Below are 24,788 nucleotides of genomic sequence, written 5' to 3'. Positions count from 1 at the left end.
GTCGCGCCAGCGCAATAGCTTCTTCGGCTTATCCTGCCTCGGATAGGTCGGCGCCGCTGCCGATCGCGGGAAAGTCGACGCGCTGGCGCAACCCCACGGCCATGTTTTCGAGGATCAGGCTGCCCCCGCTGCGGGTGACAATCTGCTCGGCGATGGCAAGGCCCAGCCCCGCCCCCGGCGCACCGCGCGCCGGATCGACGCGGAAGAAGGGCTCGAAGACCTGGGGAAGCAGTTCTTCCGGAATCCCCGGGCCGACATCCTCGATCACCACACGGCCGAGGCCTTCGACCGCCTCCACCCGCACACGTGCCTGCCGTCCGTGGGTGGCGGCATTTATGAACAGGTTGCGGAGCGCGCGCCGCAGCGCCTCCGGCCGGGCCTGGATGACCACTGGAGAAGCGCGCTCCAGAGACACCGCATATCCGATCGCCCGCAATTCCGCGACCGTGTCGGCCACCATGGCGTCGAGCGAAAGCGCCTCGCCGCGACCATCTTCCACCTCCTCGCGCACCAGCCGAATGGCGCTGTCGGCGATCCCGTCGAGTTCGTCGAGGTCGTCGATGAAGGCCGCGCGCTCCTCCTCCCCCAGGAACTCGGCCCGCAGGCGCATGCGCGTCATCGGGGTGCGCAGATCGTGACCGGCGGCGGCGACCAGCCGCATGCGGCTTTCCATCACCTGATGCAGCCGCGCCGCAAGCTGGTTGATGGCGCGCGCCGCCGCCCTCACTTCGGCGGGGCCTTTCTCCGCGACAGGATGAAGGCCGCTGCAGGGCGTGATGGCATCCGCCGTCCGTTGCAGCAGCGCCAGCGGTTCGGTGAACCGGCGGACCGCGAACACCATGACCAGCGTCACGCCCACGGCCACCAGCAGGATCCAGCCCACCAGGGCCCAGCTTCTTTGGGGACCCGGCATCGGAATCCCCAAGGGCATGATCACCCAGCGCCCGTCAGCCAGCGGGGCTGAGATAACGGGCCAGTCGAAATCAGCCGGGTTGGAAACAACCACATGCAGCTTATGTCCGCGGCGCGTCAGGACACCATTGATGGCGTCGGTCATCGGCCGGACCTGTGGCCCGCCAGCGGGCGCGTCCGCGATGCGGCCATAGAGCCCCTCTTCCAGCGAGCCTTGGGTGCGTGTGGCCAGATCGACAAGCATGCTGATCTGGGTCGCCGCCGCCTCGTCAACTCTCGCGAAATTGGGCTGCTTCAGGAAGAGCATCGAGAGGCCCGTCGCTATCAGAAGCACGCCAAGAACGGACCCGACCAGAAGCGCCGTGAGCTTGGCCCGCATGGACTTCATCGCGAAACCTCGCCCTCGTCAGGCGCAGGCTCCACGCGCGCGGCGAGCTGATACCCCCCATTGCGCAATGTCTTGATGATCTGGAAATTGCCGGCATCGCCCATCTTCCGACGCAGCCGGCTGATGAGGACATCAATGGAGCGGTCGAAGCCGGAAGGGACCCGCCCATGGGTGAGGTCCAGCAGCTGCTCGCGCGACAGCATGCGTCCCGGGCGTTCGAGAAAGGCGAGGAGCAGGTCGAACTCGGCGCCGGTGAGCACGATTTCCCGCCCTTGCGAATCCCACAGCTGGCGGCTGGTGGAATCGGCGAGGAAGCCGCCGAAACGCAGGCGCAGGGCCGGCGCAGGCGTGGTGTCGCGCGGAGAAAGGCGGCGGAGAACGGCGCGGATGCGCGCCACCAGTTCCCGCGGATTGAACGGCTTGCCGAGATAATCGTCGGCGCCGATCTCCAATCCGATGATGCGATCCACATCCTCCTTCAGTGCGGTGAGGAGGATGATGGGAACAGAGGAACGCGTCCGGATCGTCCGGCACAGGTCGAGCCCGGACACATCAGGCAGCATGAGATCGAGCACGATGAGATCGATCCGCCCCTCGGTGAGGCGGCGCTCGGCCTCCTTGCCATCAGCCGCCAGCGACACGCGGAAACTCTGCTCGGCGAGGTAGCGCCCGAGCAGCTTGCGTATCTGCTGGTCGTCGTCGACCACAAGTATGTGCGGGCCGCTGCCCGCTTCCGAACCGCGCATGTCGTTCATGCCGCCGCTATACGCGCCCCATGCGGCCTCCGCCGGAAAATTTTGCGAACCAGCGTTGCCGGGCCGCCATGCGCAACGTTGGGCAACAATTGTGGCGCATTTCACCGGTAGCGGGAAACATGCCTGAAACACTAAAGGCACGTCGACACGCCGCCGTTTTCCAGCTCCCGGGTGACTCTGGATTCGGTTCAGCCCACATGGTATCGCCTTGAAACCAAAGGTCATCAAGTTGGCGTTACCCATGCAGGCATCATTGGACAGCGAGCGCGTTCTCCGCTGGATCGTCGTTTATCTCGCTGTCATTTCCGGTGAGGACAGCGATACGATCGACCCGGGCATGCCGCTTTCGCATTTCGACCTCGATTCCGTGGACGCCGTCGAAATGGCGCTCCAGTTCGAGAAGACGTTCGATCGCCAGATCGGAGCGGAATTCTTCCTCGCCGCGAACGCGACGGTGCGGGGGCTTGCCGAGCTGATCATCGCCAATGCCGCCGCGCACGCCGATTGATCCCGAGGCGCTGCGGCCGTCGGCGCGGATTCACGCGGCCTCGCGCCTCGACGCGTCCTATCTCGCCTATGCCAAGTCCATTGCGCACGGGAACTCCGACCCGAAGCTGCGCCTTGAGGTGTGCCGGCAGTTCGTCCGCTGCGGCATGATCGGCGAGACGGTCGCCATGCTCGCCACCCTTATGGATGTGCGCGATCTGCGGGGCAGCGTGACGGAGATCATGGGGGAGCTGCGCGCGCTGCGCCGGGCGCGCAGCGAGGATCACCTGTTTCTTCCTGCGGCGGGAATCGCCGATGCGGGGGCGAAAGACCGCGGCTATTGGGTGGTTCCGGCCGATTCGGACACGACGCTGATCGCCTTTGCCGGGAAGGCGCAGTTGCTGGGCCTGTCCATCTATTTCATGCACAGCCTGCTCGGTCGGCTGAATGCCAACCTGATCTATCTCTTCGACTGGTCGAACAACTTCTATTTCGGCGGCGTGTCGGGGCTGGGCGGCAGCGTCGACGCGACGGTCGAGCGCCTGCGCGGCCTCTGCGCGGAACTGAAGTCGCGCCGTGTGCTCTGCCTCGGCCAGTCCGCCGGCGGCTTTGGCGCGCTCCATTACGGCGTGAAGCTCGGCGCCGATGGCGTCATGACCTTCAGCCCCATCCTCCTGCCGGTGACACGGGGCAAGGTGCGCGAGCGCATCGGCAACCGGATCGGGCGATCCCTCACCGATGCCGACACGCAGCTGCGCGAGCAGATTGCCGCCGCCCCGAGGGCGCCGCATATCGAGATTGTCTACGGCACCGAGAATAAGGCGGACGTGGCCTCCGCGCGCTATCTCGCGGATCTGCCCATGGTCGTCGAGCATCCCCTGCCGGGCGTCAGCGACCATGGGACGATCCAGGTCACCGTCGCCAATAATACGTTCGGACCGCTGCTGGACAGCTTCGTCCGCGCCTCCGGCCCCGGCGGCTGGAGGGGCGGCGATCAGTCGTTGAGCTGCGACAGCCAATAGGTCATCGCGGGCATCATGCGTTCGATCTCGGCGCCATTGGCGAGGGGGCGCTTGTTGGCTTCGAGGAACCAGAAATGCAGATCCTGGTCGACGGCAAGGTCGATGCCGAACTCATAACAGGCGCCAAGGCCCGGCTGCTGGCACAGCGTGCTGGCGATCTCCCGTGACAGTGCCTGGGCTTCGCGGACCTTGCCCTCGGGATCGGCCGCCCCGCGCGCGATGAAATAGGATTCCGCGTCGATCAGCGCGCTGCCCTTGGCCCGGTTCGAAATCAGCTTGGAACCAAGCGAGACGCGGCCCGTCAGGCGGAAGAAGTCCCAGCCATCGTCCGGCCGACGGACCATGTCGGCGCGCACCGTCGCCGGCTGGCCGGCCAGGTCGTGGGTGTCGATGAAGCGCTGCACCAGATAGGTGCGGTAGCCCATGCGCACGCGTATCGCGCCAATGACGCGCGCAATCGCCTCCGCGCGCGTGCCGCGCCAGGAGTGCTCGTCCTTGTGAACGGCAACCTCGTCGTCCTGCGGAATGAGAAAGAAGATGCCGGTCCCCAGAGCGCCATCGGCGCGCTTGACCACGATGGGGCCGCCGGCCAGCCATTCGGCGAGCTGCGCCTCGACCCGTTCGGCGACGAGCACCTCTTCAGGAATGATATGCGGCTTCAGATGCGGATAGGCGGCCAGCATCGCGGCCATCTGGTGCTTGTCATAGCCATCGAAGGCGAGAACCTTGGTGCGCGCCCGCAGCCAGGCATCAACGACGCGATGCGCGGGTCGGGTCGGCGGTGCGGCCGCCACCACGAGCCGCGGCACGTCGATTTCGACAGGCCTCCAAGCCCCGTCGACATACTCATGCGCCCTTATCCGCTCCGCTTGCATGTCGCAGTCGGCGCTGCGGGCAAGCAGCACACGGACGCCGCGATAGGCCGCCTCGCCAACGACGGCGCGAAGGCGGATCGGCGAATAGGATTGGTGAAGGGTGGTCTCATGTCCGAGAAGGAGGATCGTCGGCGTATCGGGCATCGCATGTTCCATTCGCAGCAACGCCGTTCTAGCGGGCGTCGAGACCGGCGAAAACTCCCGTCCGGGGCTGGGGCCCCACATTTTTTCGGGCGTTTCTCCGCCACAGGCGACGCGAGGCCCCGCCGACGCCAGCCGATGGAACCAAGCGGCCGCTCCGCCGCTTAATCGCCGGAGGTGGGGATGGAGCACTTGTCATTGCCGACATGGCTGCTTGGCGTTTGGGACCGCCTGCGGTCAAGTTTCTGGTTCCTGCCCTCGGCGATGGCCGCCGGTGCCACCGCACTTTCCTTTGCCCTCGTCTGGCTCGACACGTGGCTGGGCCAGGAGTCGATCGAGCGACTGGGCTGGCTCTACGGCTTCGGGCCGGAGGGTGCACGCGCGGTGTTGTCCGCCGTCGCGGGCTCGATGATCACCGTGGCCGGCCTCACCTTTTCAATGACCATGCTGACGCTTCAGCTGGCCTCGCAGCAATTCGGCCCGCGACTGCTGCGCAGCTTCATGAGCGATCGCGGCAACCAGCTGGTACTGGGAACCTTCACGAGCACATTCCTCTATTGCCTGCTGGTGCTGCGCACCGTGCGCGGCACCGAGGACGCAAGCTTCGTTCCGCATCTGTCCGTCACCTTCGGCGTCGTGCTGGCCGCGCTGAGCCTCGCCATACTGATCTACTTCATTCATCACGTCGCCAACTCGATCCGGATCGAAACGGTGCTTGCCGATCTCTCTCAGGAGACACGAAGCACCATCGAGCGTCTCTTTCCGGCCCAGATGGGCCAGGAGCCAAAGGGGCGCGACGGCCGCATCTCTGCCGGCCTGCTCCACACGCTGGAGGGGGATTCACGCGCGGTCTTCGTCGAAGGCAGCGGCTATGTGCAGCGCCTCGACGAGGCCGCCTTGATGCGAATCGCCACCGAACATGATCTGGTCATCGGCGTGGACTCGCCTCCGGGCCGGTTCGTCACCGAGCGGGTTCCCCTGCTCCGCGCCGCGCCCCGGGCTCGTGTGTCGGAGGAGGTGAAGGATCGCCTGCGCCAGGCTTTCGTCCTCGGCGCGGATCGCACGCCCATGCAGGACCTGCAGTTCTCTCTTCACCGATTTGTCGAGATCGCCCAGCGCGCCCTCTCCCCCGGCATCAATGATCCGACCACGGCTCTGTACTGCATCGACAGACTGGCCCAGGCCTTATGGCTGCTGGCCGGGCGCGACATGCCGTCTCCGGTGCGGGCGGACGAAGGGGGGCGGCCGAGGGTGTTCGTCCCGGTCAACACGTTCGAGGAATTCGCCTGCCCGGCGCTTGCGGCCATCGCACGCTATGGGATGAACGATGCCGATGTGGTGCGCCAGCTTCTCGCCAGCACGAGCGTGCTGGAAGCCCGGGCGGCACCCGAGGCGCGCGACACCTTGCGGCGTCTTGCCGCCGCCATCGAATCCGAAAGCGGGGCCTCGCTCAGATCGTTCGACATCGGCGTTTCACCTCACGGGCCTACCTATCCCTATGGATGATGTCTCGCCCCGATCGGGATGCTCGCCAAGGTCATGGCGGGTGCTAACATCGGGACAACGACGCATTCACCGGGAGTAAACGCCATGTCGCCGTCCGCCACCCAGCCGAGCCCCTCCGGCCCTTCGCTGCTGCATGATCCTGTTTTCAACCGCGGCAGCGCCTTCTCGGCCGAGGATCGGGCGCGGCTCGGGCTTGAGGGCTTCCTGCCGCCGGTGGCCGATACGCTGGAGACGCAGGTGGCGCGCATTCACCTGCAGCTTTCGGTGCTCGACAATGATCTGCAGAAATATCTGCTGCTCAGCGACCTGCAGGCGCGCAACGAGACGCTGTACTATGCGGTGCTGATGTCCGACCCGGCGGTGTTCATGCCGCTGGTCTACACCCCGACCGTGGGCGAAGCCTGCCAGAAATACGACCATGTGCTGCGGGCCACGCGCGGCATGTATCTGCCGATCACGTTCAAGGGCCGGCTGAAGGAGGTGCTGTCGCACTGGCCGCAGAAGGATGTGCGCTTCATCGTCGTGACCGATGGCGAGCGGATTCTCGGGCTCGGCGATCTCGGCGTGAACGGCATGGGCATTCCCGTCGGCAAGCTCGCGCTCTATTCCGTCTGCGCCGGCGTGCCGCCGGAAATGACGCTGCCGATCACCCTCGATGTCGGCACCAACAACGGCACGCTGCTCGACGATCCGCTCTATCTCGGCCTGCGCCAGAACCGCGTGCGGGGCGCGGAGTACGACGCCTTCATCGCCGAGTTCGTGGAGGCGGTGACCGAGCTGTTCCCGCTGTGCTGCCTGCAGTGGGAAGACTTCGCCAACATCAACGCCGTGCCGATCCTTGAGCGCTACCGGGATCGGATCTGCACCTATAATGACGACATCCAGGGCACGGCCGCGGTCGCCGTGGCGGGCATTTACGGCGCGCTCAAGCTGTCGGGCCAGAAGCTCACCGATCAGACCTTCCTGTTCCTTGGCGGCGGCTCGGCGGCGACCGGCATCGCCGAGCTGATCAGCGAAGCCATGGTGCTCGAAGGCGCGACCATCGAGGAAGCCCGCGCCCGCAACTGGCTGTTCGACGTCAACGGGCTGATGGTGAATTCGCGCGGCGACATCGCCGGCTTCCAGAAGCCCTTCGCCCATGACCATGCACCGATCTCGAATTTCGTCGAGGCCATCGAGGCGATCCGGCCGACGGGAATCATCGGCGTCAGCACCGTGCCGAAGCTGTTCAACCAGGCGGTGATCGAGGCGATGGCGCGGATCAATGCCCGGCCGATCATCTTCCCCTATTCCAACCCGACCTCACGCTCGGAATGCACGGCGGAAGAGGCCTATAAATGGTCGAACGGTCAGGCCATTTTCGCCAGCGGCAGCCCGTTTCCGCCGCTGGAATTCGGCGGCAAGCGTTTCGTCCCGGGCCAGGGCAACAATGTCTACATCTTCCCCGCCATGGGAATGGCGGTGCTCGCCACCCAGGCCAGCCGCGTGACCGAGGACATGTTCATCGTCGCGGCCAAGGCGGTGGCGGAACAGGTGACGCCGGAAGACCTCGCGCTCGGCCTGATCTATCCGCCGCAGCGCGACATCCGCAAAGCCTCGCTGCATGTGGCGGCGCGCATCGCCGAACTCATCTTCGACAAGGGCCTCGCCCGCGTGCCGCGTCCCGCCGATATCGAGGCCCACATCAACGAACTGGCCTATATCCCCCGCTATCCCGCGCTGTGACGGCGCGGGTCAGCTACGGCGCGAGTCAGCTGCGGACCTGGCGGGTCACCGCCAGGATGGCATCGATGCCGGCGCCGGCTTCGGGATAGCCGGCGTCCCGGAGCGCGGTGAAAATGCGCCGGGCGGAGACGAAGTCGCGGAGATGGTAGTAGGACCAGGCACGGATCGACATCAGGTCCTGCTGCTCCGGGGCGAGGCGGCTGCGCTCGTCGAGCGCCAGGATCGCCTCGACATAGCGGGCATCGCGATAGGCGGCGATCGCCCGCTGGGCGAGCAGGTCGGCGCTCAGCGTCACCGCCCGTGCCGGGGGCTGGGGCGTCTCGATCGCGGCCACCTGGGCCTCGTTGGTCAGGCCGAGCCGCATATAGGCCAGCGACTTGCCATAGGCCGCGTCTTCGGCCGTCCGGCCGGCGCCGTCGCGGACGGCGATGTCGAAGGCGTTGATGGCTTCAAGGGGACGGTTCAGCTCAAGCAGGCACCAGCCGCGCGCGAGGCCCTCTTCGGGTGACACGCGGCCGGCACGGAACGCCGCATCGCCGGCGCTGGAACACGGCGCACCGCGGGGGGCGGAAGCACCGGAGGCCGGGCCGTCTTCGTATCCGGCCAGCCTGTCCGGCAAGGCTCCATTGAGCGGCAGGGGCGCGGCGGTCGCGGCCGTCGGCCGGCTGACGGGCATAGGCGTCGGCTGCGAGATCGGGGCCGGCTGTGAGGCAATAGCCGGCGCACGGCTCGCCAGCCGGCGGCGGGCGGCGGGCGAGACCAGCGCCAGGATGCGCTCGGACTTCCCCGCCCAGCTGGCGGCGATGGCGTCAAGGGTCGCGGTGTCCTTCAGCCGCTGGCTGACAAGCGCCAGCCCATAGGCGGACACCTCGTCCGCCGGCGCCCATTGCACGGCGGTACGGAACCAGGAGGCTGCGGTGCGGATCTGCCCGGTATTATAGGCGTACCAGCCCAGCGCCTGCGCCCCGGTGGCGGATTTCGCCTCCTGCACGACCGGGGCGAACCGGGCGACGACCGACTGTTCGAGGCGCGGCGGCGGCGCCGTGGCCAGCAGGCCCGCCATGAGGTCGATATAGGCCTTGCGGTTGCTCGCCCCGGCATCGCGCCACTGATAGGCGATCGGTTCCGCCTCCTGGGCGCGGCCGGTGGCGGCGAGCGCCAGCACATAGCCCTCGGCCGCCGAGGCCCCGCCCTGCCGGTCCAGCGCCAGCTTGAACCAGTCGACCGCTCGCGCCGCGTCGCCGCGACGGAAGGCGTACCAGCCGAGCACCAGCGCATCGTCGGCAACCGATCCATTGCGGGCCAGTTGCTCCAGCGCCGCGATGTCGCCGGGCGATACCGACAGCGTCGTATCCTGCGCGGCGCGGCCGACACGCATGCGCAGGAGGTCTTCGCGCAGGCCGGCGAATTCGGGCGTGTTATCGGGATTGGCGCGGGCGAGCACCGCGTCGAGATCGGGACCGTCGAGCAGTTGCAGCGCCTTCTGCGCCGTGGCGACGCGCTCCTGCGGATTGGGGCAGGAGGTCAGGATATAAATGAACAGATCCTTGGCGCGCTGGGGAGTGCCGGTCCGCACGAAGGCTTCCGCCACGCGCCAGAGCACGTCCATATTGGCGCAGACGAGCATGCCGGGCGTGTCGGTGGCGATGCGCAGGACGGAAGCCCATTGCTTGGCCTCCGAGGCATTGACCAGCCGGCGGGCGGCCTCGCCCTCGTCGAGCCGCTCCATCAGATCGGCCGGCGGCTGCCAGCCCGGCTCCGACGCCTGACGCTGGGCGATGGCGGCCCTGATGTCGGAGAACTTCCCTTCGGCAAACAGCGCCCACAAGCGCGGAATGTCGGGGTCCTGGTCCGGCGTCGGGGAAAACAGGTCCTTGGGCGGCTGCCAGTTCGGATAAAGCGCCCGCAGCCGTGCAATTTCGGCGTCCAGCCGCTGCTTGTCGCCTTGGGCGGCGAAAAAGCGCAGCGCCGATTCGTCGACTTTCGGCGTCGTGGCGGCGCCGGCAGGAGCGGCGCCATTCTCAGAGGGCGAGGCGAGTTGCTGGCCGATGGCCGGGACGGCGGCCGCCCCGACCAGGATCAGCAAAAGCACCCTCAGCGAAGACATGTCGGATATTTCTCACTCACCAGCGACAGGCTTAGGAGATAAAGGGTCGACGGGTAGTACTGGCTCGGTTGCAGGCGCCTGAGATCTGCCGGAATCGCCGTGCCGTCGATCGCACAGGCCAGCGTTGCCGCCAGCATCCGGTAGCCGGGCTCCGACAGCCGGGCCAGGGCCTTGCCGGTCGGGATATTCACGATCGCCGGCATTCCCCCATTCTGCACCATCCAATTGTTGAGAATGGCTTTTTGAACGTCGGAGTCGGGGATACCGGCGCGCAGAAGGTAAAGAACTATCCTTAACGAATTGTAACCAAAGACCGGTTCGAAACCGTCGGCCGGCGCCAGCGGGCGACCGGCCGGCGCGGAAATCCAGTCTGGCGGCAGCTTGGCCGGGCCGAGGCGGGCGAGGGACAGCAGTTCCCGGCCGGAGGCGGCAAGACCCGCCCAGTCGACTTCAGGCGCGAGCCGGGCAAGGACCGGAAAGGCCTCGAAGATCCAATAGGACAGGTTCAGCACCGGCCCATCCGGCCGCTCGCCGACCGAGAAGCCGGTGACGCCCGGCAGCAGCACGAGCCGCCCGGCCTCACGCCGCACCACCTGCTGGCCGAGCGCCCGCGCGATGCGGGTCGCGCTGCTCACATAGTCCGGCACGCTCCACGCCTCCCCCGCGAGCGCGAGCGCATAAGCGATGAGAATGTCGCCGTCGCTGGCGGCATTGATATCGGTGACGTGCGGATCCGCCTCCGGGTCCCAGCGCCAGGCCGCGAGGCCGTCGTCGCGGATCAGCAGTTCGGTACGGGTAAAGGTCCATATCCGCTCGAAGCCCGCCTTGTCGCCGGCGAGATAGGCGAGCAGCATGCCATAGCCCTGCCCTTCGGAATGGCTGATACGGCCGTTCGCGTCATCGATGACCCGGCCGCTGGGATCGACGAAGCGTGCGGAATAGGCGGCCCAGTCGTCGCGGGAGATCATGCCGGCCGGCTCCTTTGCGAAGGCGCCCGGCGCGACGAGACACGCCGCCGCCACCAGCATGGCGGCGGCGACGCCGGCACCGCGGCCCAAACGCGCCATCAAGCGCGCCATCAGGCGCGCCGCCCCGTGCGGCGAAGCAGCAGGCTGGCGACGATGGCGAAGGCGATACAGCATAAAACGAGAACCAGCGCGTAAGTGACAATATTGAGCGACAGCCAATTGGCCGCGATGAGCCGGAGGTTGGACGGGCCCAGCGGCTGGGTCACGATGAACCGCACGCTGCTCGGCATGCGAATGTCCAACCGGCCGGTCGCGGCGTCGAACGCCAACGCCTGACCATAACTCTTCGCCCAGAACTCCGGCAGGGTGAACTCATCGATGGCGGCATCGAAGCTCTCCGCCGTATGCCCGGCAATGAGCGTCCAGACCGCGTCACTGTTCGGGGCAAAACCCTGCGCCACCAGGACCGAGGTGTTGTGCGGGGGATTGAACGGCTCGACATCGCCGCCATTGGGCATGCCGAAAGACACACCGAACGTGCCGGTGAGCCATTTCTGAAAGTGGAGCAACTCGGCGCTTATGTTGCTTCCTGCCGCGACCTGATCCCGCCAGCGGTCAAAGATGGCGTCGTTGCCCGAGCCGGAGCGTACGCGGACACCCTGCTCCAGCATCGGCATCGGCTCCGGCGGCAGTGTAGCGCCTCCATCCCAGAAGACGGGCGCCGGGCCTCGCGCGCCCTTGTCGGCGTCCCGATCGGTGCGCCAGCGGATCTTGCTGGCATCCACCACACCCACCTGCCGCAGCACTTCGGGTGCGATCTGGTTGATCTCCCCGATGAACAGGACCGGCCGGCTGGCGAGCGATGCCGGCGGCGGCGACGTGTCGACAGGGGCTATGTGTTCCTGCGCAAAGGACAGCCGCGCCATGATCGTCGCGGCGGCCGCAACCGTCGGCGTATCCTGGCGCATCACCACCGCAATAGGCTGCGCGGCGTTGAAGTACGGGAAGCCGCCGCCGAAAAACGCCGCCAGATTGGGGCTCGTGCCGATCCTGGCGAAACTGTCCATCACGAACTCGCTGGAGTCGAAGACGACAAAGCGCTTGTCACGCTCCAGCGTCGCGCCGGGACCGCAGATCCGGTCGCTGTCGACATCCAGCATCACTTCGATCCAGACCCGGTTGAGCCCGGCCCGGAAATGCGTCAGCGGAACCTTGATGACCTTCCGCTCCATCAACCCGCCATGCCGATCGGTGAGCATGTAGGAAGACGCCAGCGAACCATTCACATAGACCGACAGCTGGCTTCCGGGCCGCACGCTCGGCGCATAGGCCGCGTCCAGCAGAATGCGTGCCTGGCCATTGGCGGAACCGTAGAAATCGGCGGGAAGGCCGATCGGAAAGCGCAGTTGCAGCCGGCGGCCGGAAAACTCCTGCGTCATCACCCCCAATTCGGAGAAACGGACGCTGCCCGCGCCGGTGAAGTAGGGCGCGTCCGGCGCGAAGCGGCTGGAAATCGACAGCTTACTAGGTTCGGACTGGCTGCTGCTGGCGGCGAGGCGCTCAATCGCGGCGTCCACGCTCCGCGCGGTCTCTCCCCCCAGCACGAGAACGGTGCCGCCCGCACGGTTATCGTTGAAAAAGCGCACCAGCGGCTGGCCACCCATAAGGGCGGGCGGACTGGCCATCACGGCGCGCAGGTCTTCCGCCATGCCCACCACGACGTTCAAGGTCCCCGGCTCGGCCGGACCGACATTCGGCCCCACGATCGAGACAACCGGATGCGAGTAGCTCCCGCGCTGGGTGAGGGCCTGGGCGGCCGCCAGGAAATGCGCGCTATGGTGGGGCTCGATCGGCCCACTGTGGATGAAGCGAATATGGGTTGATCCCCTCGCATCGACCCCAACGGCGGGAAGATCATCGACCATGACGGGCGGCGGCACGGGACCGCCTCCGAACGCCACGCCGGTCAGCGCATTGTCGAGTTCCACCCAGAGGTCGTAGGTGGATTCGATGGAGCAATCGGTGCGGTGCACCGCCAGCATGTCGATGCGGATGAGATTACCGCCCGAACGGAGCACACCGGCAGGAATGGCTGCCGTCACCTGGGTCGGCCCCTGCGGCGAGGCGATCGGAATCTCCGCCACAAGCTGGCCGTTGATGGTGACCCTCAGGCGCGAGCGTTCCGGCATCACATAGATGGCGTTGAGATAGCCGATGAGCAGCGTGGCCGGGCGCTCCACCTCCTGCTGCGTGAACCAGGTCACCCAGCCGCGCGAGACCGACTCCCCTTCCAGTCTCAGACGGGGCACCGGGACGATGAAGCGATCGGGGGTTCTGGGGCCCGGCGGTTCGATCTTCGCCGGGACTGCGGCCACAGGCCGACCCGGCACCATCTGGAACGGGGCCACCGAGCCCGGCGATCCCCCACCGGGCACGCTCTGGGGCGCCCCTTCGGGCGCGGGCGGCGTCATGCCGAAGGGAGCGCCGGTCGGCCCCATGAGGGCGGGAAGCACCAGCGGCTCAGCCTCCGAGTCCTCACCGCCCTGCATGTCGAAGGCGGGGATGTCATAGGCGGGCGCAATCGGGGCGCGGCTCGGGACAGCCGCGTTCGCCGGCGTGTCGGGCGGTGGCTTTGCCGCCGCGCCGACAACCGCGAGGAAGAGGGCGGTGAAGAGGACACCGCCGGTCAGGCCAATACGAAGCGCTTTCATCGTCCCGTCGCTCCCGCGAACATGCCGGGCGCGAGACGGCGCGTCAGTCTTTCCAGCAGCGTGACATAAGCGAGCCCGCGCAGGGTCTGGTAGCCCGCGATCAGCACGAACATCACGGTTCCTCTGAGAACGCCCGGGTTTCGCCGCCTCCCCTCCTGGAACTTCTTCCATTCGTCGGCATCGGCGAAGATCAGATCGGCGATGAGCTGATAGTGAGCGGCGCACTTGGCGTTGAACTGGGTCCCCAGAACGATCACGCCATCATCATGGGCGATGTTGCGCACCAGCACGGGAAGCGTGTCGCTGATGCATTCGTCCGGGGGCGTCAGCCGCACCACGGCGTGCATCCCGAGCCGCGCCTGAGCCTCCGGAGGAAGCTCCGTGCGCACGCGCAAGCCGCCCATGGACACGTCGTCGATGACGGCCGGCACCTCGACACCGTCGATCAGAAGGTTGCATCGCCGGCTGATCGCCATGCGCTGGCTATGCCGCTTGACCGCCTTCTCCGACACCACGCCGAGCGCGCAGCCGGAGATGATGAGATTCAGCAGGTTCCAGATACCGACGACGAGGGTGATGTCGGCGGAGTAAGGCTCGGTGGCGATCCGCCAGAACGTCACGAACACGGCGACGATCTGGATGACAAAGATGATGAAGAACGGAATCCCGATTTCCGAGATGCGGTTCTCGTCAATCGTCTCGCCCTTCGACGTCACCCGGAAGGTTGGCTTCTTCGGATCGATCATGACGGAAAGAAGCGCCGGAAGAAGATAAACCGTCTGAATATATTCATAGAGCTCGGAAAACCACGGCCAGCGGTATTTTCCGAAGAGATAGCTCTGGATGAAGAGATTGGTGAGAAGATAAACGGCCGTATAGGCTATGAATTCCGCGCCGGAACCATTGAATATCTCCAGCGAGAAGAACAGGTAGCAGAAAGGCGAGATCAGGAAGATCGCGCGCGAAATCGGGAAGAACCAGAACAGGATGCTGGACATGTAGCAGATACGCTGCGCAACCGTCAGACCCGAGCGGAACAGCGGGAAGTGGAAGCGAAGGATCTGGTACATGCCCTGCGCCCAGCGGGAACGCTGGCCGATGAAATTGGCAAACGTCTCCGGCTGCAGCCCGGCAATGAGCGGCGTGTCCACATACACGCTATGCCAGCCGCGCGCGTGGAGCGACAGCGCCGTCTCGCAATCCTCGGTGATCGAGGAATGGGCGAAACCGTCCGTCTCCAGCAGCGCTTCGCGCCGGAGCACCGCCGCCGACCCGCAGAAGAACGCGCCGCCCCAGCGGTCGAGACCGCGCTGGATGACGCCATAGAACATCTCGTTTTCCGACGGCATGCGGCGCCATGTGCCGAGGCTGCGCTCAACCGGATCGGGATTGATGAAGAAATGCGGCGTCTGGACGAGGAACAGGCGCGGGTCCTGGTGGAAATAGCCCACCGTCTCGCGCAGGAACGAGCGCGCCGGCGCATGATCCGCATCGAAGACGACGACGAGTTCGCCATGCGAATGGGCGAGGCCGTGGTTGAGATTGCCGGCCTTGGCAAATTCGTTGCGCGGACGGGTGAGATAGTTCACCCCGAGCTCCTCGCAGAGCTGGGTCAGCGTCGCCCGCCGCTCCTGCGCTTCGCGCGCGGCCGCCAGATCGTGCTGTTCGCATTTTTGATCGGTCCCGCCATCGTCGAGCAGCCACACGGTGAACCGGTCGCGGGGGTAGTCGATCGCCATCGCGGCAGCCAGCGTCGTCGCCAGCAATCCCGCATCCTCATTATAGCTCGGGACGAAGATATCGACGGTCGGCTCGCTGCCGGGCTCGATCGCTGGCGCAACGCGCGCGGGCTGGGGCGCCGACACCACGAAAAGGCTGAGCGCCATAAGCGCGACGCTGTACATTTCAGCGACGTAGAGCAGTACGGCGGGAATGAAATTCGCCAGTTCTTCTACCGGAGGTAGTGTTGACGTCGTCCGCCAATACACGTACCTTGATACCATTGCTACGCCCAGAGCGAGTGCAACCATGCGGGGCACACCCTCTGGCGCAAACATTCTCAAAAATACAATTAGTAGAATCACTATACAGCCGGTAACCAGCTGCGCCTGCAAGTTAACCGGTAAGGTCACTATAAATGCGACTAGGGCGATTAATACTACCCAGATACCCGTCACCCATTTTCTATGGCTCAATTCGCATTAGCTATGCACGCTGGCCTGACATTCAGCATTCCCGCGGCGGCGGCGAGAACCGCGCGCGGTGAGGGAGCGCGCGGGAGGATAGCGAGGTGATACCACCGCAGGTAGCTGTCGAGATATTTGGTGGCGATCCCGCGGTGGCGGCGGAGAAAGTCCTTGAGGCGCTCATGGCGGCTGTTGACCGTTTGAATGTGGAGATCGCCACGCATCCGTTCGCCAGCGGTCTGGTTGAGCACTTCATGGCTGACGCCCAACGCGGCGGCGCAAGGCGGATAGCTGGTGCAGCCGTCGGTGACCAGCAGGGCGTCCTTGCCAAGAACGGGCCGAAGGACGGCTTCGATCGCGGCGGCGCAGACGGACGGCAATACGGCGCTGACGGTGGAGCCGGATCGGTCGGCGGCCACCAGGACGGGAACCCGTTCGTCGGACAGCCCTCGCTTGGACGCCTTGCCGCCGCGCTTGCGGGGTTTGCGATCGAGATGTCGCTCGCCTTTGCGGCTGGCCAGCACAAAGGTCTCATCGGCCTCAACAATGCCGCGCAGTTTGACAACTCCGCTGCTCACCGCGCGCAGAAAGCGATGCCGCCACCGAAAAGCCGTGCTGCCGGCGACGCCGCAGCGTTGGGCCGCGGCCGCCACCGTCTCGCCCTCGCTCATCGAAGCGCCGAATGCCGTCCAGCGCTCCTTGTACCGCAGCCGCGCCAGCGGCGTCCCGGTCAGGCAGTTGAACGTCTTGCCGCAGCCGCGGCAGAAATAGCGGCGCAGACCGTTGGACTGGCCTCGAATGACCGCCCCTTCCGCCGTGCAGTGAGGGCAGCGCCGTTCCGCGCCAATCCGCTCTTCGAGCAGGCCGACCACAGCTTCCAGAGATGGTTGGCCCGCCAGCGCCCGGCCGGCTTCCACACGCTGCTCCGCCGAGAGTTCGTCGATCTGCGAAAGCCACGCCATGTAGTCTTGCCGGTCCACCTTCGCCTCCTGCGTGCAGATCGCCAGCCTACCAAATCGGATCGTGCATAGCTAACGCGAATTGAGCCTTTTCTATTCATAATTTTCGGCTGGTCTCCGCAGTCGCCCTTACGGCGGCTCTTACGTGGTACGTGCTCTGATCGCAAGTCGCCCGGGTACACAAGTCATGGGCGCGCGCTCACATCTGCTAACATCTTGTTCGATCTTTGACCGTTTCTGCCGCGGCGCTGGGGCGCTAGATTGCATCGATGCGTGATTCGTTTTGCGAGATTGACAGGCCCGCCATGTCCCGCCCGCCCCAGGAAACGACAGGCGACACTGCAGGCCGCGCGGCTGCGCGCCTCGGACATTCCAGCGCCAAAAGCTTGCGTCGGGGTGCCTTCGCCATGGGCTGCCTGCTGCTGGCGGGGGGCTGCACGACGGGCCGACCGCCGGTCGTTGCCACTCTTTCGGCCGAGGTTCCCGCCGTGGAGGCACTGGTGCTGCCAGAGCCCGGCGGCCCGCGCATCATCGGCGTGATCGAAACGCGCTATGCCAATGCGCTGCAGCAGGAGGTGATGCTGGCGACCGAGGCGGCGACGCCGGGCCAGAATGCCTTCAGCGTCGTGTTTTTCGGCCCCGTGGAAGGGCGAACCGGCCCCGAGAACATCAAGAACGACAGCTTCCTCAGCGAATACGCCCTGGCGGAGGAGATGGAGCAGGCACTGCCCGGCATCGACCTGCGCCCGTCAACCTATTTCGTCCAGAACCGCTACGGACCCTTCGGCTACGCCGTGGGGCCGGGAGAAGGACGCGACCTCTGCCTCTACGCCTGGCAGCGCATTCAGGGCCAGCAACGGATGAACGTATTGGCGGCGGATCGTGGCGTCTTGTCGGTGCGTCTGCGCTTCTGCCAGAGCGGCGCCAGCGAAGCCGCGCTGCTGCGGATCATGTACCGCTACACCATCAATGGCTATTTCCTGCCACGCAGCTGGCAACCCTATGGTCGCCCTCTCCCGGTCGCGCCGGAGCTTGGCCGGGTCGGCGGACCGGTCGTCTATCCCTCGACCGTGTTCGGCACGGGCGCGGCCACCGCGCCGCCGCCGGCACCGGCGCGCACCATAGCCCCCGCCGCGTCCCCGTCCGTGCCGGCGCCCGCCGACACCGGACCAAGCGCGCCGAGCGCACCGCTCGAAGGATACCCGACCGTGCCCGCGCCTCAGCCCTGAACGGTGTCGCAGCTGGCGATGCCATCAGGTCGGAACGTGCTCAAGAGCCGGCCCGGTGAATCCACATTCACCGGGCCGACTCTAACTCTCTGATTTTACGCAATTTCTGTCGCAAGATCGCTATGCGCTTTTGCGGGAATTTCTCTAGCCGCGCGGGCGATCGCCAGGGGGAAGCGCGATGCCGAGGCTCGCGGCGGGCGGAAGGTCCGGCAGACGGAACGTCGTCGTCGCCCTAGCTTTGGCCGGCTCAGCCTCCGCCATCTTCTGGCCCCCAGCCGGCGCTTCAGCGGCGCGCGCCAGGGCCCCTGTCACCTCTACCGCCAGCGGCTCGGCCGTAATGGCCCCGAGACGCCAATGCCCGTCCACGGGCAGGAAGGCCACATCGAAGCCGATCCTCAGCGGCGCGGTCGGGAAATAGCCGCGCAGGCGCAGTGCCCCATCGGCCCCGATGGAGGGCGGGGCCGAGAGCTTGGCGTCGAGAAGGGTGACGGCGGCGAAATCCAGCCGGCCCTCACGCCACTGGCGGAAGCGGTCGGCAAGCGCGGCACTGGAATTGGCGTCGCGGAAGGAGGGAGCCGCGAGATCGCGCAGCACCGAATAATTGCCGGTCAAATTGGCCTGGTTGAGCGCGATCATCGTGCCGCGCAGCAGGGCCAGAAGCACCGCCGGCGGCGGCATCGCATCGGCCGGCTTCTTCTGCGCGTGGGCGAGAGCCGGCGCGAGCAGAGCCAGGGCGAGCGCAAGAACGGCAAGGCGGGCGGGGCGGCGCATGATCGTCACCACGCGAACAGCAGGCCGGCCTTGCCGCCGACCGTGCCTTCGTTGAAACCTACGCCGATGGCGCCGGTGACGAAGAAGGAATCGTCGGCGATCCGCGCAATGCTGGAGAGCGCGAGCGCATTCTGCCCCCCGAAGGTGCCCCACTGGGCGCTCACCGCCATGTTCTTGCCATTGGGCAGGGTCGGCGTGTCCATCGCCATCGCCATGGCAACGCCTTCGCTCACCCGGTCGATCTCGGCCCAGACGGGGCGCAGGTCGAAGAGTTCCGCCGTGCTCGCGCTGGCGAGATTGCCGACGGCATCGGTGGTGACGATCTGCACCGCCCCGCTCTGAGCGGACCGGCTGGCGCTCGAGGTCAGCCCCGCCATCGTATAGGTCGAACCGGCGGTGCCCAGCGCCATCTGGTTGGCCCGGCTGGTGGACGCGCCGGCACCGACGGCGGTGGAACCGGCAAAGGAAGCGATGGCGCCGGTGCCAAGGGCGGCGGCGTTCGTGGCGGAGGCGTTGGCGTTCTGACCCAACGCAACGGCACCGGCCCCGGCGGCGACGGCATTCTGTCCCAGCGCCGTGGCGCCAGCACCATTGGCGGTGGCGCCGAAACCGACGGCGGTGGCGTTGGCGGCATTGGCGACGGCCCCCTTCCCCAGCGCGGTGGCCCCGGCGCCATTGGCGGTGGCCGCCGTGCCCAGCGCGGTCGCGTTGCCGGCGTTGGCGACCGCGCCCTGCCCGACAGCGGTCGACGCATCGGCATTGGCGCGCGCGCCCTGGCCGACGGCGGTCGCGTTGGCGCCATTGGCGAGGGCGTCCTGGCCGAGCGCGGAGGACGCGGTGCCGTTGGCGCTCGCCCCGCTGCCGAAGGCCGAGGAGAAGCCGGCATTGGCGGCAGCTCCCTGCCCGGTCGCGGTCGACTGCTCACCATTGGCCGTCGCGCTCCAGCCGATGGCGGTGGAGGACACCCCATTGGCCACGGCGAGCTGGCCGAAGGCGCTGGCCTTGTCGGAAAAGGCGCGCGACCCCTGGCCTACGGCCGTCGTGCCGGCCTGCGTCGCCTGCGCATCGTCGCCGATCGCGGTCGAATCGGCTCCGCTCGCCACGCCGCCGCACTGCAGGGCGGTCACGGTGAGGTCGCAACTGATCTCCTCGGCGGACGCCGCCTGCGGCGCAAGGCCCGCCAGCAGGGCCAAGCCGGCCGATCCACCAATCCCCACAAGGCACCGTCGCATAAACACGTCTCGAAATTCGCGCGACGCCCCCGCAGCGCCGTTGCCGGTAACATCGCGGCAACATGGTTAACGCCGCGTTAACCAGTTCGCTGAGCAGTGGAAATCGCGCAAGCGCTGGAAGCCGGCAGGGCGCGTCGCGCCGACATGTCCGGAAACCGCACGGCCTGCCCGCGCGCAGAAGGCGACACGCTTTCCCGCCGCCTGCGGCCGAGCCGCCATGATACAGCCACAGCTTTGACCGAGTTTAGACAGTAATTTTCGGAAACATTATTGTATTGGCTGGAAATATTACCACCACACTCTCACCGGATTGGCGCGCGAATGTACAGTCAACAAGTTGTTATCGCGGTGAGCAGCCCCTATGCTGAAATGGCTCGTAGATATTTGGCACTGGCTCACAGATGCCTATGAGCGCGAATGCCCTTACTGCGAAAGCGAAGAACTTTGCGAGGAATGTTTGGCACTCTGGGCGATAAAATAATGCCCCCGCGCGGTTCCATGGCCCAGCGGCGCCGCGCGCGGCGTTGACGCGCTCCCGATCTACTCGGCCGGCGTATGAACGATGCCGGGGGCGATCTCGGCATGGGGCGTGTGGTGGACACGCCCGATCAGCGAATAGACCACCGGCACGACGAACAGGGTGAGCAGCGTGCCCAGCGTCATGCCGCCGACAATGACCCAGCCGATCTGCGACCGGCTCTCCGCTCCGGCGCCGCTCGCCAGCGCCAGCGGCACCGCGCCCAGCACCATGGCGCCCGTGGTCATCAGAATGGGCCGCAGACGCAGAACCGCCGCCTCGATGACCGACGCGCGGCGGTCGAGACCCGCCTCCTGCTGCTGATTGGCGAATTCGACGATCAGAATGCCGTGCTTGGTGATGAGGCCGACCAGCGTCACCAGTCCGATCTGCGAATAGACATTGAGCGATCCGCCGGTGAAATACAGCGCCGCCAGCGCCCCGGTCATGGAAAGCGGCACGGTCAGCATGATGATGACGGGATCGCGGAAGCTCTCGAACTGCGCCGCGAGCACGAGATAGATGAACCCGAGCGCCAGCAGGAAGATCACCACCAGGCTCTGGCCGGCGGCGCGGAACTCGCGGCTCTGGCCGGCGACATCGGTCTGAACGGTCTGCGGCAGTACCTCGCGGGCGGTCTGGTCGAGAAAGGCCAGCGCCTCGCCTTGCGAGAAGCCGGGCGCCAGATTGGCGGAAATAGTGGCGGAGCGTAGCTGGTTGAAGCGCTTCAGTTCCTGTGGCGCCACGCTTTCGCGCACGGTGACGAGGTTGGAAAGCTGCACCATCTCCCCGCTCGCCGAACGCAGATAGATGGTGTCGAGTGTCGCCGGGGTCGAGCGGTCGCGGGCGTCGAGCTGGACATAGACATCGTACTGCTCGCCGCCCACCTCGAAGCGCGTGACCTGCCGCCCGCCGAGCAGGCTCTCCAATGTGCGGCCGAGAACGGCGATGTCGATGCCGAGATCGGCCGCCTTGGCCCGGTCCACCGAGACGGAAATCTCCGGCTTGTTCAGTTTGAGGTCGCTGTCGATGCTCACAAGGCCGGGATAATCGCGGATGCGCTCCAGGAACCGGGTCGTGTAGTCGTCGAGCTGTTCATAGGTGCCGGAGGTCTGCAGCACGAACTCGATCGGCCGTGAACTGTTGGAGGCGCCGAGCGAGGGCGGGTTGTTGGCATAGGCATTGATGCCGGCAATGCGCCGCAGTTCCGGCGTCAGCTTGGCCACCAGTTCCTGCTGGCGCACATCCCGCTCGCCCCAATCCTTCAGCCGGCCGATGACCAGGAAGCGGTGGACCTCGGGGAAGCCGTTGATGATGAGGACGCTGTCGACCTCCTTCTCCTTGGAGACGATGGTGTCGATCTGGTTGGTGTAGCGCGAGGTATAGGCGAGGGTGGAGCCCTCCGGCGCGCTGCCGGTGACGCGGACGACGCCGCGGTCCTCGACCGGCGAGAGTTCCGAGGGCAGCACGGTAAGGAAAAAGGCGCTCGCGCCCGCCACGCCGAGCGCCAGCAGCAGGATCAGCGGGCGGAGCTTCAAGGTCGAACCCAGCAGCCGGCGATAGCCGTTCTCCATCGCCCGCAGCCGGCGCTCGATGAAGGCGGACACCCGGCCCGGCTTCTCCTCATGCTTGAGCAGGCGCGAGCACATCATCGGCGTCAGCGTTAGCGCGACAAAGCCGGAGATGATGACGGCGCCCGCCAGCGTCAGCGCGAATTCGAGGAAGAGCCGCCCCGTGCGGCCGGGGGCGAAGGCGACGGGCGCGTAGACGGCGGCGAGCGTCAACGTCATGGCGATGACGGCGAAGCCGATTTCGCGCGCGCCCCTGATGGCGGCGGGGATCGGCTTCATGCCGTGCTCGATGTGGCGGAAGATATTCTCCAGAACGACGATGGCATCGTCGACCACGAGGCCGATCGCGAGCACAAATGCCAGCAACGTCAACGTGTTCACGCTGAATCCCAGCGCATACATGATGGCGAAGGTGGTGACGAGCGAGATCGGAATGGTCACGATCGGAATGATCGAGGCCCGGAAGGAGCGCAGGAACACCACGATGACCAGCACCACCAGGAGGACCGCCTCGAAGATGGTGTGAAACACCGCCTCGATGGAGCGCTCGATGAACACCGCATTGTCGTTGCCGATGGTGGCGCTCATGCCTTCCGGCAGGCTCTCATTGACGGCCGGCAAGATGGCGCGGGCGCCGGCGGAAACGTCCAGCGGGTTGGCCACGGCCTGCTTGATCACGCCGATGAAGATCGCCGCCCCGCCATTGAAGCGGCTGGCCCGGCGCTCGTCGGCGGCGCCGAGTTCCACGCGGGCGACATCGCGCATATGCACCTGCGCACCATTCGCGCGCTTGACGACGATCTGGTCGAACTGGTCGACCGAGGTCAGGCCCGTGCGCGAGAGCACGGTGAATTCGCGGTCGACGCTCTCGATGCGGCCGGAGGGAATCTCGACATTCTGCGCCCGCAGCGCATCCTCGACATCCTGCACGGTCAGTTCATAGGCGGCGAGCCGCTCGCGGTCGACCCAGATGCGCATGGCATAGCGCCGCTCGCCATAGATCTGCACATCGGAGACACCGTTGATGTTCTTGAAGCGGTCGACGATGTAGCGGTCAATATAGTCGGACAGTTCCAGCGCCGACATGCGGTCGGAGCGGAAGACCACGAACAGCACCGGCTGGGCGTCGGCCTCGACCTTGGAAATGACCGGCTCGTCGATCTCGTCCGGCAGGCGCTGGCGCACGCGGCTCACCCGGTCGCGCACATCGCTGGCGGCGACATCGGGGTCGACCTCCAGCCGGAAGCGGACGGTGATGCGGCTGGATTCCGAGCGGCTGGTGGATTCCAGCACGTCGATGCCGGCGATGCCGGCGATCGAGCCCTCCAGAACCTGGGTGACCTGGCTCTCGACGATGCTGGCCGAGGCGCCGGGATAGGTGGTCACCACCGACACCACGGGCTCGTCGATATTGGGATATTCCCGCACCGAGAGGCGGCTGTAGGAGACGATGCCGATGAGGATGAGCAAAAGGCTCAGCACCGTCGCGAAGACGGGACGGCGGACGCAGAACTCGGAAATGCCCATGGCGCGGCCTCAGCCCTGCGGCGCCGGCGGCGGCGGCACCACCTCCACCACAGCGCCGGGCTGCAAGCGCCCCTGCCCCGCCACGACGATGCTGGCGCCGGGCGCCACGCCCTTCACTTCGACTTCACCTTTGGCGCGCTGGCCGAGTTCGACTTTCAGCTGTTGCGCCTTGCCGTCGACAATCTGCCAGACGAGACGCTCCTGCCCGCGCGGCACGATCGCGCTTTCCGGCACGAACACCGCGTCGCGCGCCTCGCGGCCCTTCACCACGACGCGGGCGAACAGGCCCGGGCGCAGGGTCAGGTCCTTATTGTCGAGCCGGGCGCGCACACTGAGCGAGCGGCCATTGACATCGACCATCGGGTCGATGGCGTAGATGGTGCCGGTGAAGGAACGGCCCGGCAGCGCGTCGAGCGTGATGGTCACGGTCTGGTTTTCGGCGATGCTGGAGAGCTGCGTCTCCGGCACTTTGAAATCCAGCTTCAGCGTGTCGATCTTCTCAAGGTTCACCAGTTCCGTGCCGACGGCGATATAGGCCCCGTTGGACACGGTGCGCAGGCCGACGACGCCGTCGAACGGCGCGGTGATGGTGTGCTTGGCGATCTGCACACGCTGGGAATTGAGCAGGGCGCGGGCGGTGTTGAGTTCCGCCTGCGCCTCGTCCAGCGCGCGGGCGGTGCCGGAGCCGGATTTCTGCAATTGCTGGGCACGGCCGAAATTCGCCTGGGCAAGTTCCAGCCGCGCCTCGGTCTCGTCCAGCGAGGCTTTCACCAAAGCGGCGTCGAGCTGCACCAGCACATCGCCGGCCTTCACGTGCTGCCCTTCGCGAAAGCCGATTTCCTGAATGCGGCCAGCGACTTCGGACGCAACCTGCACGGATTCGTCGGATTGAAGCGAGCCGATGGAAGAAATGTCCGTCGTCACCGAGGCGGCGCGCGCCGGTGCCACTTCGACCGGCACTTTTCGCGCCGCCGCCGGCTGGGCGGCCGCCTTCGCCTGGCTGCGCGCGCCGAACAGGCCGGTCGCGTCGACCCATCCCCGGTCATGCGCAAGCCATCCGGCTCCCGCCAGAACGGCGATGGTCATCAGCAAGGCGGATCGGCGTCGCATCAAGCCCCCATGAAGCTGCGTCGGAGCATGGAAATCCATGTTGCGACACAACAGATATGAGGAGGAGTTCCAACTTAATTATGCGTCACA

General features: G+C 66.4%; 17 protein-coding genes. 5 read left to right on the top strand and 12 right to left on the bottom strand.

Going from position 1 to position 24,788, the window contains the following annotated elements:
• Positions 1–28 precede the first annotated feature (28 nt).
• Positions 29–1,291, bottom strand: a complete 1,263-nt coding sequence (locus J2S75_RS08960) for an ATP-binding protein (RefSeq protein ID WP_307019485.1) — start codon at positions 1,289–1,291, stop codon at positions 29–31.
• 5 nt (positions 1,292–1,296) lie between these two features.
• Entirely contained in the window at positions 1,297–2,046 is a 750-nt protein-coding gene (locus J2S75_RS08955) for a response regulator (protein ID WP_307019641.1), read from the bottom strand.
• Positions 2,047–2,308: 262 nt separating this feature from the next.
• Here J2S75_RS08955 and J2S75_RS08950 point away from each other — a divergent pair, with 262 nt between their 5' ends.
• Together J2S75_RS08950 and J2S75_RS08945 are read left to right on the top strand one after the other, a co-directional pair.
• Positions 2,309–2,563 carry an acyl carrier protein gene (locus J2S75_RS08950; RefSeq protein WP_307019484.1) on the top strand — a complete coding sequence of 85 codons (255 nt, stop codon included), beginning with the start codon at positions 2,309–2,311 and terminating at the stop codon, positions 2,561–2,563.
• Positions 2,541–3,563, top strand: coding sequence for a hypothetical protein (locus J2S75_RS08945; protein ID WP_307019483.1), 1,023 nt, complete (start codon positions 2,541–2,543; stop codon positions 3,561–3,563). Before J2S75_RS08950 ends, J2S75_RS08945 begins: the two co-directional genes overlap by 23 nt.
• Here J2S75_RS08945 and J2S75_RS08940 read toward each other — a convergent pair.
• Positions 3,536–4,771 (bottom strand): YheC/YheD family protein, encoded by a 1,236-nt coding sequence (locus J2S75_RS08940; RefSeq protein WP_307019482.1) that lies wholly within the window; start codon positions 4,769–4,771, stop codon positions 3,536–3,538. The two genes, J2S75_RS08945 and J2S75_RS08940, sit on opposite strands and share 28 nt — an antisense overlap.
• On the opposite strand from J2S75_RS08940, the gene J2S75_RS08935 reads away from it, so the two are divergent.
• Positions 4,763–6,085 carry a DUF2254 domain-containing protein gene (locus J2S75_RS08935; RefSeq protein ID WP_307019480.1) on the top strand — a complete coding sequence of 441 codons (1,323 nt, stop codon included), beginning with the start codon at positions 4,763–4,765 and terminating at the stop codon, positions 6,083–6,085. The genes J2S75_RS08940 and J2S75_RS08935 overlap by 9 nt on opposite strands.
• An 84-nt stretch (positions 6,086–6,169) precedes the next feature.
• Positions 6,170–7,810 carry an NAD-dependent malic enzyme gene (locus J2S75_RS08930; protein ID WP_307019479.1) on the top strand — a complete coding sequence of 547 codons (1,641 nt, stop codon included), beginning with the start codon at positions 6,170–6,172 and terminating at the stop codon, positions 7,808–7,810.
• 25 nt (positions 7,811–7,835) lie between these two features.
• On the opposite strand, the gene J2S75_RS08925 is transcribed toward J2S75_RS08930, so the two are convergent.
• The 5 genes from J2S75_RS08925 to J2S75_RS08905 all read right to left on the bottom strand — a co-directional run bounded on the left by J2S75_RS08925 (position 7,836) and on the right by J2S75_RS08905 (position 16,762).
• Positions 7,836–9,917, bottom strand: coding sequence for a hypothetical protein (locus J2S75_RS08925; RefSeq protein WP_307019478.1), 2,082 nt, complete (start codon positions 9,915–9,917; stop codon positions 7,836–7,838).
• On the bottom strand, positions 9,905–10,945 hold the full coding sequence (locus J2S75_RS08920) for a family 8 glycosyl hydrolase (protein WP_307019639.1): 1,041 nt from the start codon (positions 10,943–10,945) through the stop codon (positions 9,905–9,907). The genes J2S75_RS08925 and J2S75_RS08920 overlap by 13 nt, the downstream gene beginning before the upstream one ends.
• A 50-nt stretch (positions 10,946–10,995) precedes the next feature.
• Complete coding sequence (locus J2S75_RS08915) at positions 10,996–13,434, bottom strand: cellulose biosynthesis cyclic di-GMP-binding regulatory protein BcsB (protein ID WP_307019477.1); 2,439 nt, start codon at positions 13,432–13,434, stop codon at positions 10,996–10,998.
• 158 nt (positions 13,435–13,592) lie between these two features.
• Positions 13,593–15,773 (bottom strand): UDP-forming cellulose synthase catalytic subunit, encoded by a 2,181-nt coding sequence (gene bcsA, locus J2S75_RS08910; protein WP_307019476.1) that lies wholly within the window; start codon positions 15,771–15,773, stop codon positions 13,593–13,595.
• Between the two features lie 14 nt (positions 15,774–15,787).
• On the bottom strand, positions 15,788–16,762 hold the full coding sequence (locus tag J2S75_RS08905; protein ID WP_307019475.1) for an IS1595 family transposase: 975 nt from the start codon (positions 16,760–16,762) through the stop codon (positions 15,788–15,790).
• A 386-nt stretch (positions 16,763–17,148) separates the two neighbouring features.
• Between J2S75_RS08905 and bcsN the strand changes: the two genes are divergently transcribed.
• Positions 17,149–17,970 carry a cellulose biosynthesis protein BcsN gene (gene bcsN, locus J2S75_RS08900; protein ID WP_307019474.1) on the top strand — a complete coding sequence of 274 codons (822 nt, stop codon included), beginning with the start codon at positions 17,149–17,151 and terminating at the stop codon, positions 17,968–17,970.
• A 144-nt stretch (positions 17,971–18,114) separates the two neighbouring features.
• On the opposite strand, the gene J2S75_RS08895 is transcribed toward bcsN, so the two are convergent.
• The 4 genes from J2S75_RS08895 to J2S75_RS08880 all read right to left on the bottom strand — a co-directional run bounded on the left by J2S75_RS08895 (position 18,115) and on the right by J2S75_RS08880 (position 24,698).
• Entirely contained in the window at positions 18,115–18,741 is a 627-nt protein-coding gene (locus tag J2S75_RS08895; RefSeq protein WP_307019473.1) for a hypothetical protein, read from the bottom strand.
• Positions 18,742–18,746: 5 nt separating this feature from the next.
• On the bottom strand, positions 18,747–19,934 hold the full coding sequence (locus J2S75_RS08890; RefSeq protein WP_307019472.1) for a YadA-like family protein: 1,188 nt from the start codon (positions 19,932–19,934) through the stop codon (positions 18,747–18,749).
• Between the two features lie 579 nt (positions 19,935–20,513).
• Positions 20,514–23,588, bottom strand: coding sequence for an efflux RND transporter permease subunit (locus J2S75_RS08885; protein WP_307019471.1), 3,075 nt, complete (start codon positions 23,586–23,588; stop codon positions 20,514–20,516).
• Positions 23,589–23,597: 9 nt separating this feature from the next.
• Complete coding sequence (locus tag J2S75_RS08880) at positions 23,598–24,698, bottom strand: efflux RND transporter periplasmic adaptor subunit (protein ID WP_307019470.1); 1,101 nt, start codon at positions 24,696–24,698, stop codon at positions 23,598–23,600.
• Between the last annotated feature and the right edge of the window lie 90 nt (positions 24,699–24,788).

Source organism: Ancylobacter polymorphus (genome assembly GCF_030813495.1).
GTDB classification, from domain to species: Bacteria; Pseudomonadota; Alphaproteobacteria; order Rhizobiales; family Xanthobacteraceae; genus Ancylobacter; species Ancylobacter polymorphus.
This window is presented reverse-complemented; position numbering and strand designations above follow the sequence as displayed.

Coding starts and splice junctions, on each gene's coding strand:
- J2S75_RS08960 (WP_307019485.1), bottom strand. CDS start 1,291: ATGCGGGCCAAGCTCACGGCGCTTCTGGTCGGGTCCGTTCTTGGCGTG.
- J2S75_RS08955 (WP_307019641.1), bottom strand. CDS start 2,046: ATGCGCGGTTCGGAAGCGGGCAGCGGCCCGCACATACTTGTGGTCGAC.
- J2S75_RS08945 (WP_307019483.1), top strand. CDS start 2,541: ATGCCGCCGCGCACGCCGATTGATCCCGAGGCGCTGCGGCCGTCGGCG.
- J2S75_RS08935 (WP_307019480.1), top strand. CDS start 4,763: ATGGAGCACTTGTCATTGCCGACATGGCTGCTTGGCGTTTGGGACCGC.
- J2S75_RS08930 (WP_307019479.1), top strand. CDS start 6,170: ATGTCGCCGTCCGCCACCCAGCCGAGCCCCTCCGGCCCTTCGCTGCTG.
- J2S75_RS08925 (WP_307019478.1), bottom strand. CDS start 9,917: ATGTCTTCGCTGAGGGTGCTTTTGCTGATCCTGGTCGGGGCGGCCGCC.
- J2S75_RS08920 (WP_307019639.1), bottom strand. CDS start 10,945: ATGCTGGTGGCGGCGGCGTGTCTCGTCGCGCCGGGCGCCTTCGCAAAG.
- J2S75_RS08915 (WP_307019477.1), bottom strand. CDS start 13,434: ATGCAGGGCGGTGAGGACTCGGAGGCTGAGCCGCTGGTGCTTCCCGCC.
- bcsN (WP_307019474.1), top strand. CDS start 17,149: ATGGGCTGCCTGCTGCTGGCGGGGGGCTGCACGACGGGCCGACCGCCG.
- J2S75_RS08895 (WP_307019473.1), bottom strand. CDS start 18,741: ATGCGCCGCCCCGCCCGCCTTGCCGTTCTTGCGCTCGCCCTGGCTCTG.
- J2S75_RS08885 (WP_307019471.1), bottom strand. CDS start 23,588: ATGGGCATTTCCGAGTTCTGCGTCCGCCGTCCCGTCTTCGCGACGGTG.
- J2S75_RS08880 (WP_307019470.1), bottom strand. CDS start 24,698: ATGCGACGCCGATCCGCCTTGCTGATGACCATCGCCGTTCTGGCGGGA.